Source organism: Micromonospora sp. CNZ299, from assembly GCF_002754415.1.
The window spans coordinates 1,153,717-1,166,809 of record NZ_PEFG01000001.1; the positions used below are offsets into that span (position 1 = coordinate 1,153,717).

The 13,093-nt window shown below is 65.2% G+C and carries 8 protein-coding genes and 3 rRNA genes; 6 read left to right on the top strand and 5 right to left on the bottom strand.

Annotated elements, in window-relative coordinates; genetic code table 11:
- Window positions 1-222 precede the first annotated feature (222 nt).
- From rrf to CLT68_RS05505, 4 genes are all read right to left on the bottom strand, one after another.
- A 5S ribosomal RNA gene (gene rrf, locus CLT68_RS05490) occupies window positions 223-339 on the bottom strand.
- A 91-nt stretch (window positions 340-430) separates the two neighbouring features.
- Window positions 431-3,541 (bottom strand): 23S ribosomal RNA (locus CLT68_RS05495).
- Window positions 3,542-3,923: 382 nt separating this feature from the next.
- Window positions 3,924-5,440 (bottom strand): 16S ribosomal RNA (locus CLT68_RS05500).
- Together the 16S, 23S and 5S rRNA genes form the textbook arrangement of a ribosomal RNA operon.
- A gap of 712 nt (window positions 5,441-6,152) precedes the next feature.
- Window positions 6,153-6,407, bottom strand: coding sequence for an SCO4848 family membrane protein (locus CLT68_RS05505; protein WP_099849266.1), 255 nt, complete (start codon window positions 6,405-6,407; stop codon window positions 6,153-6,155).
- Window positions 6,408-6,553: 146 nt separating this feature from the next.
- Between CLT68_RS05505 and CLT68_RS05510 the strand changes: the two genes are divergently transcribed.
- From CLT68_RS05510 to CLT68_RS05535, 6 genes are all read left to right on the top strand, one after another.
- Window positions 6,554-7,024: a PRC-barrel domain-containing protein gene (locus CLT68_RS05510; RefSeq protein WP_099849268.1), complete on the top strand. Its 471-nt coding sequence runs from the start codon at window positions 6,554-6,556 to the stop codon at window positions 7,022-7,024.
- A gap of 272 nt (window positions 7,025-7,296) precedes the next feature.
- Window positions 7,297-8,355 (top strand): tryptophan--tRNA ligase, encoded by a 1,059-nt coding sequence (gene trpS, locus CLT68_RS05515; protein ID WP_099849270.1) that lies wholly within the window; start codon window positions 7,297-7,299, stop codon window positions 8,353-8,355.
- A 59-nt stretch (window positions 8,356-8,414) separates the two neighbouring features.
- Window positions 8,415-9,614 carry a low temperature requirement protein A gene (locus tag CLT68_RS05520; RefSeq protein WP_099849272.1) on the top strand — a complete coding sequence of 400 codons (1,200 nt, stop codon included), beginning with the start codon at window positions 8,415-8,417 and terminating at the stop codon, window positions 9,612-9,614.
- A gap of 100 nt (window positions 9,615-9,714) precedes the next feature.
- On the top strand, window positions 9,715-10,071 hold the full coding sequence (locus tag CLT68_RS05525; RefSeq protein WP_099849273.1) for a YciI family protein: 357 nt from the start codon (window positions 9,715-9,717) through the stop codon (window positions 10,069-10,071).
- A gap of 2 nt (window positions 10,072-10,073) precedes the next feature.
- Window positions 10,074-11,330: a sigma-70 family RNA polymerase sigma factor gene (locus CLT68_RS05530; RefSeq protein ID WP_099849275.1), complete on the top strand. Its 1,257-nt coding sequence runs from the start codon at window positions 10,074-10,076 to the stop codon at window positions 11,328-11,330.
- A gap of 39 nt (window positions 11,331-11,369) precedes the next feature.
- Window positions 11,370-11,960, top strand: coding sequence for an HAD family hydrolase (locus CLT68_RS05535; protein WP_099849277.1), 591 nt, complete (start codon window positions 11,370-11,372; stop codon window positions 11,958-11,960).
- A 4-nt stretch (window positions 11,961-11,964) separates the two neighbouring features.
- On the opposite strand, the gene CLT68_RS05540 is transcribed toward CLT68_RS05535, so the two are convergent.
- A complete protein-coding gene (locus tag CLT68_RS05540; RefSeq protein WP_199176992.1) occupies window positions 11,965-12,936 on the bottom strand; it encodes an NADP-dependent oxidoreductase in 972 nt (323 codons plus the stop codon).
- Between the last annotated feature and the right edge of the window lie 157 nt (window positions 12,937-13,093).

Consider the following 13,093-nt stretch of genomic DNA (forward strand, 5'->3'; position numbering starts at 1 on the left):
CGCGCCGAAGCACCCGGGACGCCAGCCACCACAGGATCCTCAGGATCGCTGCCAGGCCGCGAGGACGTTGACCGACTCAGGACACCGAAACCGCGGTATCCGGGGGCCTGATACCCCGATTTCACGAAAACCGAGTCGATCATCGGCCGCGAGACCACGCAAAACCATGGGGGAAACGCAGAAAGGGCCACCCGGTAACGGGTGACCCTTTCTGGAAAGATTGTCCGGCGGCGTCCTACTCTCCCACACCCTCACGAGTGCAGTACCATCGGCGCTGGAGGGCTTAGCTTCCGGGTTCGGAATGTAACCGGGCGTTTCCCCTCCGCCATGACCGCCGTAACTCTATCGACATGTCAAACAACACCAACACCAACATGTGTGGTCTGTTGTTCGTTTATCGAGAGTTGCACAGTGGACGCGTAGCAGCTTAGTAGTCAAGTCCTCGGCCTATTAGTACCGGTCAACTGAACCCGTTACCGGGCTTACATTTCCGGCCTATCAACCCAGTCGTCTAGCTGGGGGCCTTACCCCACCAAGGTGGGTGGGATACCTCATCTTGAAGCAGGCTTCCCGCTTAGATGCTTTCAGCGGTTATCCCTTCCGAACGTAGCTAACCAGCCGTGCCCTTGGCAGGACAACTGGCACACCAGAGGTTCGTCCGTCCCGGTCCTCTCGTACTAGGGACAGCCCTTCTCAAGTATCCTACGCGCACGGCGGATAGGGACCGAACTGTCTCACGACGTTCTAAACCCAGCTCGCGTACCGCTTTAATGGGCGAACAGCCCAACCCTTGGGACCTGCTACAGCCCCAGGATGCGACGAGCCGACATCGAGGTGCCAAACCATCCCGTCGATATGGACTCTTGGGGAAGATCAGCCTGTTATCCCCGGGGTACCTTTTATCCGTTGAGCGACACCGCTTCCACTCGCAAGTGCCGGATCACTAGTCCCGACTTTCGTCCCTGCTCGACCTGTCAGTCTCACAGTCAAGCTCCCTTGTGTACTTGCACTCAACACCTGATTGCCAACCAGGCTGAGGGAACCTTTGGGCGCCTCCGTTACCTTTTAGGAGGCAACCGCCCCAGTTAAACTACCCACCAGACACTGTCCCTGAACCGGATAACGGTCCGAAGTTAGATACCCAAATCAACCAGAGTGGTATTTCAAGATTGCCTCCACCCATACTGGCGTATGGACTTCACCGGCTCCCACCTATCCTACACAAGCTAATTCGAGTACCAATGTCAAGCTATAGTAAAGGTCCCGGGGTCTTTCCGTCCTGCCGCGCGTAACGAGCATCTTTACTCGTACTGCAATTTCGCCGGGCCTGTGGTTGAGACAGTGGGGAAGTCGTTACGCCATTCGTGCAGGTCGGAACTTACCCGACAAGGAATTTCGCTACCTTAGGATGGTTATAGTTACCACCGCCGTTTACTGGCGCTTAAGTTCTCCGCTTCGCCCCGAAGAGCTAACAGGTCCCCTTAACGTTCCAGCACCGGGCAGGCGTCAGTCCATATACATCGAATTACTTCTTCGCATGGACCTGTGTTTTTAGTAAACAGTCGCTTCCCCCTGCTCTCTGCGGCCATACAACGCTCCACCCGCGCGGGGCTTCACGTCTCCGGCCCCCCTTCTCCCTAAGTTACGGGGGCAATTTGCCGAGTTCCTTAACCACAGTTCGCCCGATCGCCTCGGTATTCTCTACCTGACCACCTGTGTCGGTTTGGGGTACGGGCCGCTAAGAACTCGCTAGAGGCTTTTCTCGGCAGCATAGGATCACTGACTTCACCTGAATCGGCTCGGCATCACGTCTCAGCCTTAAATGTGTTGCGGATTTGCCTACAACACGGCCTACACGCTTACCCCGGCACAACCACCGGCCGGGCTCAGCTACCTTCCTGCGTCACCCCATCGCTTGACTACTACCCATCAGGTTCCCAGCCTCCCCGACATCCGTCCGAAGACATCAGTCAGTTCAGGTGGTTAGCACAACGAGGTTCATCAGGGACGCTCTTTCGCGGGTACGGGAATATCAACCCGTTGTCCATCGACTACGCCTCTCGGCCTCGCCTTAGGTCCCGACTCACCCAGGGCGGATTAGCCTGGCCCTGGAACCCTTGGTCATCCGGCGGAAGGGTTTCTCACCCTTCTTTCGCTACTCATGCCTGCATTCTCACTCGTGCCGCGTCCACAACTGGGTCACCCCGCTGCTTCACTCGCGGCACGACGCTCCCCTACCCATCCACACACCTGCACAAGGAATCAAGTCCAAGCGAGGTTAAAATGTGAATGCCACAGCTTCGGCGGTGTGCTTGAGCCCCGCTACATTGTCGGCGCGGAACCACTTGACCAGTGAGCTATTACGCACTCTTTAAAGGGTGGCTGCTTCTAAGCCAACCTCCTGGTTGTCTATGCGACCCCACATCCTTTTCCACTTAGCACACGCTTAGGGGCCTTAGCTGGTGATCTGGGCTGTTTCCCTCTCGACTACGAAGCTTATCCCCCGCAGTCTCACTGCCGCGCTCTCACTTACCGGCATTCGGAGTTTGGCTGATTTCGGTAAGCTTGTGGGCCCCCTAGACCATCCAGTGCTCTACCTCCGGCAAGAAACACGCGACGCTGCACCTAAATGCATTTCGGGGAGAACCAGCTATCACGGAGTTTGATTGGCCTTTCACCCCTAACCACAGGTCATCCCCCAATTTTTCAACATTGGTGGGTTCGGCCCTCCACGCGGTCTTACCCGCGCTTCAGCCTGCCCATGGCTAGATCACTCCGCTTCGGGTCTAGGACACGCGACTGAATCGCCCTATTCAGACTCGCTTTCGCTACGGCTCCCCCACACGGGTTAACCTCGCCACATGCCACTAACTCGCAGGCTCATTCTTCAAAAGGCACGCCGTCACCCCGCAAGGCTCCGACGGATTGTAGGCGAACGGTTTCAGGTACTATTTCACTCCCCTCCCGGGGTACTTTTCACCATTCCCTCACGGTACTTGTCCGCTATCGGTCACCAGGAAGTATTTAGGCTTACCAGGTGGTCCTGGCAGATTCACGGCAGATTTCAGGGGTCCGCCGCTACTCGGGAACACCCACAGAAGGTCAGCAACTTTCACCTACCGGACTTTCACCGTCTACGGTCAGCCATTCCAGACTGTTCGACTAGCCACTAACTTTGTAACTTCTCGAACAAGTGTCAGCTTGTTCAGCAGGGTCCCACAACCCCGACCACGCAACCCCTGACAGGTATCACACGCAGCCGGTTTAGCCTCGATCCGCTTTCGCTCGCCACTACTCACGGAATCACTAAATTGTTTTCTCTTCCTACGGGTACTGAGATGTTTCACTTCCCCGCGTTCCCTCCACACACCCTATGTGTTCAGGTGTGGGTGACACCACATGACTGGTGCCAGGTTTCCCCATTCGGACACCCTGGGATCACAGCTTGGTTGACAGCTCCCCCAGGCCTATCGCGGCCTCCCACGTCCTTCATCGGCTCCTGGTGCCAAGGCATTCACCGTTCGCCCTTGACAACTTGACCACAAAGATGCTCGCGTCCACTGTGCAATTCTCAACAAACGACCAACCCACAACCCGATCCGCCCCACACCAAACCCAGCCCTTCAGGACCAGCGGTATGTGGGGCCAGGCCATGCCTGGCAGACTCCCAGCCCCCACACCGGAGGGCTGGCCAAGTCTCTGAAACAACAACCAATGGTTGTTCCTTCAGGACCCAACAGGGTGCTCACATTCTCCCCCAGCCGCACCAACAGCAACCATTCCCACCACCGAAGTGGCTGTACTAGGCGCCGCCGGCCGTTGCCAGGGCAAAACTTGCCAGTGTCTCCGCCATCTGAGCACCCCACCACCACAGTCGGGCAGTGCGGGCTCCTTACCGACTTTCGTCGGAAGGTGCTCCTTAGAAAGGAGGTGATCCAGCCGCACCTTCCGGTACGGCTACCTTGTTACGACTTCGTCCCAATCGCCAGCCCCACCTTCGACGGCTCCCTCCCACAAGGGGTTGGGCCACCGGCTTCGGGTGTTGCCGACTTTCGTGACGTGACGGGCGGTGTGTACAAGGCCCGGGAACGTATTCACCGCAGCGTTGCTGATCTGCGATTACTAGCGACTCCGACTTCACGGGGTCGAGTTGCAGACCCCGATCCGAACTGAGACCGGCTTTTTGGGATTCGCTCCACCTCGCGGTATCGCAGCCCATTGTACCGGCCATTGTAGCATGCGTGAAGCCCTGGACATAAGGGGCATGATGACTTGACGTCATCCCCACCTTCCTCCGAGTTGACCCCGGCAGTCTTCGATGAGTCCCCGCCATAACGCGCTGGCAACATCGAACGAGGGTTGCGCTCGTTGCGGGACTTAACCCAACATCTCACGACACGAGCTGACGACAGCCATGCACCACCTGTGACCGCCCCCGAAGGACCTCACATCTCTGTGAGTTTTGCGGCCATGTCAAACCCAGGTAAGGTTCTTCGCGTTGCATCGAATTAATCCGCATGCTCCGCCGCTTGTGCGGGCCCCCGTCAATTCCTTTGAGTTTTAGCCTTGCGGCCGTACTCCCCAGGCGGGGCGCTTAATGCGTTAGCTGCGGCACAGGAAACCGGAGAGGTCCCCCACACCTAGCGCCCAACGTTTACAGCGTGGACTACCAGGGTATCTAATCCTGTTCGCTCCCCACGCTTTCGCTCCTCAGCGTCAGTATCGGCCCAGAGACCCGCCTTCGCCACCGGTGTTCCTCCTGATATCTGCGCATTTCACCGCTACACCAGGAATTCCAGTCTCCCCTACCGAACTCTAGCCTGCCCGTATCGACCGCAGGCTTGGGGTTGAGCCCCAAGTTTTCACGGTCGACGCGACAAGCCGCCTACGAGCTCTTTACGCCCAATAAATCCGGACAACGCTCGCACCCTACGTCTTACCGCGGCTGCTGGCACGTAGTTGGCCGGTGCTTCTTCTGCAGGTACCGTCACTCTCGCTTCGTCCCTGCTGAAAGAGGTTTACAACCCGAAGGCCGTCATCCCTCACGCGGCGTCGCTGCATCAGGCTTCCGCCCATTGTGCAATATTCCCCACTGCTGCCTCCCGTAGGAGTCTGGGCCGTGTCTCAGTCCCAGTGTGGCCGGTCGCCCTCTCAGGCCGGCTACCCGTCGTCGCCTTGGTAGGCCATCACCCCACCAACAAGCTGATAGGCCGCGAGCCCATCCCAAGCCGAAAAACTTTCCACCCCCAGCCATGCGGCCGGAAGTCCTATTCGGTATTAGCCCCCGTTTCCGAGGGTTATCCCAAAGCTTGGGGCAGGTTGCTCACGTGTTACTCACCCGTTCGCCGCTCGAGTACCCCGAAGGGCCTTTCCGCTCGACTTGCATGTGTTAAGCACGCCGCCAGCGTTCGTCCTGAGCCAGGATCAAACTCTCCAACAAAAAATTAGTTGAACAGCATCCTGACAACAAACAAATGTTGCCAAAGGAAATCCCAACCAGCCAGCAAAAACTGACCAGTCCGGGGTATAAATCATAATTGGCACTGGCTTTACAAGCACCCTGTTGAGTTCTCAAAGAACAACCACACACCGACCAGAAGCCCCACCTCAGCGGAACCCCAACCGGGGCTTTTCGTTCTGTGTCCCCGCCGCTCTCGCGCCGGGCACTTTTACTACGTTACCTCACCGTCTTCGCCGTGTCAAACCGTGTGTCCCGGTCTGTCATGCTTCGTACGGGTTGGCACCGGCGCACTCACGCAGCAGCGGACCGCTGCGTCAGGTCGTCGGATTTGGCAGAACCGGCCGCTGCGGTTTCCCGCAGTCTCGCCCGGTGCCCTGCCGGTCGTGAACCTTACCCGGTCGGCTTCGCCGCACCAAATCCGCCTCGCGGCCGATCCGGCAAGCCCCGCCCGGACCGTGTCCCGCAGGAGCGAACCCCTGCTTGACCCGGTTGCCAACTCGTTCCGGGCCCTCAGGACTTCGTCCCGTTTGCCCCGTTCGCGCTGACAGAGAGAAAGTTACGCGTCCCCGGGTTTGATCGTCAAATCCACGGGTAGCGGCGCGCGTCACATTCGCGTCGTCGACCGATAGCCGAGCTCGGACCGAGGCCCGATCCGTTCTGCGACAGCCGCTGTCACCGGGAGGCGGGCAGGTCAGGCCGATTGCCGCCGACGAGCGGCGAACCAGGCGCGGATGCCGAGGACACCGACCGTCGTGCCGATGGCGAGAGAGGCCGCGATCAGCAGTGCGTGCACCCACAGGAAGCTGGTGGCGGCGCCGTCGGCGACAGTGCCGGACGCCCAGGACCGGGGGTCCTGCCAGATGGCGATCGCGAACCTCGGCCAGATCACCCAGGTCCAGATCCCGACCCCGACCAGGAAGACAGCCCAACCTCGCGACAGCACCATGGCAGCCGAGTATGCCAGCGCACCTGTTCACCTGGCCTATCAGCACAGACACGCAAGCACTGGGGGCGACCCGGTCTGTTTCCGACGGCAGCGGGATGGGCACTTCGAAACAGGACAGCTGAGGACCGTCCCCCCGGAGGTGCCCCATGCAACCCTCGATCTTCAATCCCTGGGCCTGGCGTGACCCGTCCGCCCTGGCCGGCGGATACACGCAGACCACCCCCTCGGTCACCCCGCCCGACGACCAGGACGGCGGGCACGACGGTCCGGACGCTCCCGGCCCCGGCACGCCTGTGGACCTGGTGGGCTACCAGGTCCAGGCGAGTGACGGGCGGATCGGCACCATCGACGAGGCGAGCAACGAGGCGGATGCCGGCTACCTGGTGGTGGACACCGGGCCCTGGATCTTCGGCCAGAAGGTGCTGCTGCCCGCCGGCACTGTGGAGCGGGTGGATCACCAGGAACGCGTCGTGCACGTCGACCGGACCAAGGAACAGATCAAGGACGCACCGCCGTTCGATGCGGATCCGGCCGACCCGGAATACCGGGAGCGCGTCGGCAGCTACTACGCCGGCGGTCACCTTCCCCCGCCCGGGGCTGTCCCGCGGGTAATGTGAGGCCGTGGTCCGGATGGGCAGCTGCGCGTCGGAGGCGGTCGACAAGGTCGACGGCCTCCCGCTCGGTGCGGTGCCCAGGATCCCGACCAGCTCCGGCGACGGCCGTGAGCAACTTCTGAACGTCCTCCGTGCCGGTGGTCTGCGATACCGCGCCGGCGCGCGATGGCGGACGGCTCGCTGAGCCGATCCCGCTGACCGAGGGGGCCTGAACATCGGCCCCACTCGGCGCGCGCCCACGCGTCACCAACCTCGGATACGAGAGGCACCCCACCATGTCCGTCGCACGAATGCTCACCGGCGACCGGCCCACCGGCCGCCTTCATCTCGGTCACTACGTCGGCAGCATCGCCAACCGGGTGCGGCTGCACCGACGCTACGAGAGCTTCTTCATCATCGCCGACCTGCACATGCTCACCACGCGCAACCGCCGCGAGGACATCGACCAGGTCTCCGGCAACGCCCGGGAGATGGTCACCGACATCCTCGCCGCCGGCGTCGAGCCGGAGAGCGCCACGTTCTACCTCCAGTCGGCCATCCCGGAGGTCGGCGACCTCAACACCCTCCTACAGAACCTGGTGACCGTCCCCCGGCTGGAACGGGTGCCGTCGCTCAAGGACATGGCCCGCGACGCTGGCAAGGAGGAGATGCCGTACGGGCTGCTGGGTTATCCGGTGCTCCAGGCCGCGGACATCCTCTGCGTGAAGGGCGAGGTGGTCCCGGTCGGTCGGGACAACGCCGCGCACGTCGAGGTGACCCGGGAGATCGCGCGCCGGTTCAACCATCTCTACGGGCCGGTCTTCCCGGTGCCCGAGCTGATCCCGGCGGACACACCGAGCCTGGTGGGCACCGACGGCGCGGCCAAGATGAGCAAGAGCCGGGGCAACTCGATCGCGCTCTCCGACGATGCCGCCACCGTGCGTCGGAAGGTGCTCGGCATGTACACCGATCCCAGCCGGGTACGGGCCGACGTGCCGGGCACGGTGGAGGGCAACCCGGTGTTCGCGTACCACGGGGTCTTCAATCCGGACCGCGACGAGGTTGCCGACCTGGCCCGGCGTTACCGGGCCGGGCAGGTGGGTGATGTGGAGGTCAAGGAACGGCTCGTGGCCGCGCTGGAAGGGTTCCTGGCGCCGATCCGGCAGCGCCGGGCCGAGATCGAGGCCGACCGGGGGTTGGTCGACCGGCTGATCGTCGAGGGCACCGAGCGGACCCGCCTGGAGGTACGCCAGACCTTGATCGAGGTACGCCGGGCGATGGGGCTGACCGGCGCGTACCAGCAGGTGCGGCGGCGGGCCGAGCGGAGCCGGCGGCGGACCGACGCCTCGGCCTGAGGTCGGCGCCCGGCGGGAAGAGCGGATGAACCCGCGACCGACCTGGGCAGAATGCCAGGATGAGGGGGATTTTCGACGAGCGTCCGGTGCGGGCTGCGGAGACGCACCGGACCACGATGTTCGAAATCTTCTTCGACCTGGTCTTCGTCTTCGCGCTCACCCGGGTCATCACGTTCATGGCCGGGTCGCCGACCGCGCTGACCCTGGCTCAGGGGCTGCTCCTCCTCCTGCTGCTGCTCTACTCCTGGGGGCCGTACACCTGGGTGGGAAACCTGGTCCGCGCGGACGTCGGCCTGGTCCGCGCGGCGACCCTGGTCGCAATGGCGGCGATCTTCGTGGTCGCGCTGGTGCTGCCGGACGCGTGGAAACAGGGTCCGGGGTTCCTGGACGCCCCGCTTGCCCTCACCCTGGCCTACGTGGTCGGCCGGGCGGTGCAGCTCGTGGTCCTGTTCTGGGTGAGCGCGACGAACCCGCCACTGCGCTCGACGCTGCGCTTCTTCACCGTGCCGGTGGTGCTGGCGTGGCTCCCGCTGGTCGGCGGCGCGCTGCTCGGCGGCGCGGCTCAGACGGCGCTCTGGACGGTCGCGCTGCTGGTGGACATCGGCGGCGCCCGGATCGCCTCTGCCTTCCGTCCGTGGCAACTGCGCAGCGTGGACCACTTCACCGAGCGGTTCGGCCTGGTGCTCATCATCGCGCTGGGCGAGTCGCTGATCTCCGCCGGTGCGGGGCCACGGACGATGGCACCCGTCGGTGCGGCGGTGGTGGCCGCGCTGCTCGGCCTCACCAGCACTGTCTGCCTGTGGTGGCTCTACTTCGAGCGGCTGGCGCCCGCCGCGAGGAAGGCCGTCAGCGATGTGCCGGATGAGCGACGGGCCGGCGTGGCCGGCGACGCGTACGGCATCGGGCACTCACCGCTGATCATCGGTGCGATCTACGTCGCGCTCGGCATCGAGGAGGTGATCAGCCAACTCAGCGAGGAGTCCGGTCATTCCGACCCGCTGGGCTGGGAAGCGGCCACCGCGCTCTACGGTGGCGCAGCCGTCTACCTGATCAGCAGGCTCGTGTTCCGCCGGCTGACCGTGCGCGTCGTCCACCCGACGCAGGTCGTCGCCGCGCTCCTGCCTCTGGCCCTGCTGCCGATCGGCCGGTCCCTGCCTCCGCTGGCGGCGCTCGCCCTGCTGACCGTCTTCCTGATCGGGGTCACCTGGTTCGAGCGGTGGGTCGATCAACACGACTGGGCACAGCCGCGCCACGCGTGAACTCCGGCCCGGAAAAAACCTGACGTGCCGTGTCGACATCCCCGTGGGTCGTTCGTCGTCATGCTGTACGGCGACACGCCGCACCGAGAGGAGCCGAAACATGAAGTACATGCTGCTGTTCATGAGCCCCATGGTCGACGGTGAGGTCGTCGACAACGGGTGCAGTTTCGAGGACTGGATCCGCTACGACCGGGAGATGAAGGACGCCGGGGTCTGGGTCTCCGGGCACCCCTTGCAGGACCTGACCACCTGCACGACAGTGCAGGTGGGCCCGGATGGCGAGCGCACGATCACCGACGGGCCGTTCGCCGAGACCCGCGAGCTGCTCGGCGGGTACGACGTCATCGACGTGCCGGACCTCGACGCCGCGCTGGACTGGGCGGCCCGCAGTCCCGGGGCCATCGGCACCGGGTCGGTCCAGGTCCGTCCGATCTTCGAGATCGACATGCAGGCCTGACCGTGCCGGACGAGAGGGCAGCAGTCGGGTCGTCCGTGGAGGCGGTGTTCCGGGAGGAACGCGGCCGACTGCTCGCCTCGCTCGTGCGCCGCTTCGGTGACCTCGACCTGGCCGAGGAGGTCGCCTCCGAGGCCATCGAGGCGGCCCTGGTGCACTGGCCGACCGACGGCGTCCCGAGCCGGCCGGGTGCCTGGCTGCTCACCACGGCGCGGCGTCGAGCCGTGGACCGGCTGCGTCGCGACCGGGTGCTGGCGACGCGGCTCGCCGTCCTCCGGGCGGAGGCCGAGCGGGCCGACCACGCCCCACCCGCGGACGCGGACCGTGACCTGCCCGACGACCGGCTGGCACTCTTCTTCACCTGCGCACACCCGGCCCTGGCCGCGCAGGACCGGGGAGCACTCACCCTGCGGTTCCTCGCCGGCCTCACCACGGCCGAGGTCGCGCGGGCCTTCCTCGTGCCACCGGCGACCATGGCCCAACGGCTGGTCCGGGCCAAGCGCAAGATCCGGGACGCCCGCATCCCGTTCCGGGTGCCTGGCGACGACGAGCTGCCCGGTCGACTGCCCACAGTGCTTCAGGCCGTCTACTCGGTCTTCACCGAGGGGTACGCCGCCAGCTCCGGCCCGGATCTGCAACGGATCGACCTGGCCGAGGAGGCCATCCGGCTGGGCCGGATCCTGCGTCGGCTGCTGCCCGCGGAGCGGGAGGTCGCCGGGCTGCTCGGCCTGATGCTGCTCGTCCATGCCCGACGTGACGCGCGTACCGGGCCGGATGGCGCCATGGTCCTTCTCGACGACCAGGATCGCGGACGCTGGGATCGCCCCATGATCGAGGAGGGGCGGGAGCTGGTGGTGGTCGCGCTGACCGGCCCGGAGCCCGGCCCGTACGGCGTGCAGGCCGCCATCGCCGCGCTGCACGACGAGGCCGCCGACGTGGCCAGCACCGACTGGCCGCAGGTGGTGGCCCTCTACGACGTCCTACTCAGCCTGGTGCCCTCACCGGTCGTCGCGCTGAACCGGGCCGCCGCGGTGGCGATGCGGGACGGGCCGGAGGCGGGGCTCGCCCTGCTCGACGAGTTGGCCGACGAGCCGCGGCTGCGCGGCCACCATCCCTATCCGGCGGCGCGGGCCGACCTGCTGCGCCGCCTCGGCAGATACGACGAGGCCGCGGCGGCGTACCGCAGCGCGTTGGCGCTGGTCGGCACGGAACCGGAGCGAGCGTTCCTGCTCCGCCAGCTGGAAGCCGTCACGAGCCCGTGAGCGGAGCTCGATGGCCGGCGCGCGCTGTACCCTTCCCCGGTGACTCTGCCTCTGCCTCCCGGTGAGTTCGCCGCGTACCTGTTCGACTGCGACGGCACGATCGTCGACTCGATGCCGCTGCACTACGTGGCCTGGCAGCGGGCTCTGGGCGAGTGGGGCTGCGAGTTCCCGGAGGACCTCTTCTACGCCTGGGGCGGCCGGCCGACGGCCGACATCATCGTCGCCCTCAACGAGCAGCAGGGTCTGAGCATGCCGGTGGCGACGGTCGTCGAGCGCCGGGAGAGCTACTACGAGGAGCTGCTGCCGCAGCTCGCGGCCGTGCCCGAGGTGCTGGCGCACATCCACGACGCGCACCGGCGGGTCCCGTTCGCCGTCGTCTCCGGCAGCACCCGCGCCTCGGTCACCGCCTCCCTCGACGCGCTCGGTCTGCTGGACCGGTTCGACGTGCTGGTCTGCGCCGACGACTACACGCGGGCCAAGCCCGACCCGCAGGCATTCCTGCTCGCGGCGGAACACCTCGGCGTAGCGCCCGAGTCGTGCCTGGTCTTCGAGGACACCGACCTGGGCATCCAGGCCGCGACCGCGGCCGGCATGGCATCGGTACGCGTGCCGCAACAGCGCATGCCCTGAGGTCTCAGGCCACCGTCAGCAGGAGCTTGCCGGCGTAGGAGGTCTCCAGGCGCTGGTGCGCGTCCCGCACCTTGCCCAGCGGGAACTTCTCCGCGACGTGCACCACGAAAGGCCCGGCCTCGATGAGTTCGTTGAGGCGCTGCAACTGTCGAGGGCTCGATTCGCCGTCGTAGGCCCGCACCGTGACGCCCGGCCGTTCCTGCGGCTCCGGCCGCACCCCGTGGGCGAACGCGACAACCCCGCCGTCGGCCAGCGCCTCGGTGAGCCGGTCGAGGGTCGCACCGCCGGCCATCGCCAGGATGGCCTTCACCCCGTCCGGCGCCGCGTCCCGGATCCGAGCCAGCACGTCGGTCATGTCGCCGTGGCCGTCGAGGGAAACGTCGGCGCCGAGCCGGGTCACCAGGGCGACGCCGTCCGCACCGGATGCCACGGCGATCACGTTCAGTCCCTGCCGTTTGGCCAGCTGCACGGCCAGGTGTCCCTGACCGCCGCTCGCGCCGAAGATCAGCAACCAGTCGCCGGCCGACAGGCTGACGGTGTCGAGCCCGGCCAGCGCGGTCAGCGCGTCGGTGGACATGGCGCCGGCGTGCTCCGCCGGCACGCCATCGGGCACCCTGGCCGCGTACTGCGCCTTGACTGCCGCGTACTCGGCGTAGAAGCCGCCCTTCGGCCGGGTGGTGGCGGAGACGTAGACCAGGTCGCCGACAGCGACGTTGGACACCTTGCTGCCGGCCGAGATGACGGTGCCGGCACCGTCGGAGCCGGGCACGATCGGAAGGGCAGAGCCCTCCGGTACGAGCACACCCTGCCGCTCGTACACGTCCCACACCCCCACGCCGGCGCTCCAGACCTTGATCAGCACCTCGTCGTCGGCGATCTCGGGGATCGGCAACTTGCGGAGGGTGATCACCTCCGGCCCACCGAAATCGTCCAGGGCCGCGGCCTGCATCCGCTCTGGCACATCCCCGTCAACCATGTGGATTCTCCTCCCGTGCCGGCGTCACCGTCGCAGCATGCCGGCTCGGGGACAGACGTGACCCCGGTGCCGGGTGCCGTTCACCCACAAGGGCGACCGTCCGCTCGCGGGGTTCCCCGACGGGCGTAGTCGGGACGGGCGTGGGAATGGCTGCGTG

What these genes read in the sequence shown, in the direction of transcription:
- CLT68_RS05505 (WP_099849266.1), bottom strand. Translation starts at nt 6,407, where the DNA reads ATGGTGCTGTCGCGAGGTTGGGCTGTCTTCCTGGTCGGGGTCGGGATC.
- CLT68_RS05510 (WP_099849268.1), top strand. Translation starts at nt 6,554, where the DNA reads ATGCAACCCTCGATCTTCAATCCCTGGGCCTGGCGTGACCCGTCCGCC.
- trpS (WP_099849270.1), top strand. Translation starts at nt 7,297, where the DNA reads ATGTCCGTCGCACGAATGCTCACCGGCGACCGGCCCACCGGCCGCCTT.
- CLT68_RS05520 (WP_099849272.1), top strand. Translation starts at nt 8,415, where the DNA reads ATGAGGGGGATTTTCGACGAGCGTCCGGTGCGGGCTGCGGAGACGCAC.
- CLT68_RS05525 (WP_099849273.1), top strand. Translation starts at nt 9,715, where the DNA reads ATGAAGTACATGCTGCTGTTCATGAGCCCCATGGTCGACGGTGAGGTC.
- CLT68_RS05540 (WP_199176992.1), bottom strand. Translation starts at nt 12,936, where the DNA reads ATGGTTGACGGGGATGTGCCAGAGCGGATGCAGGCCGCGGCCCTGGAC.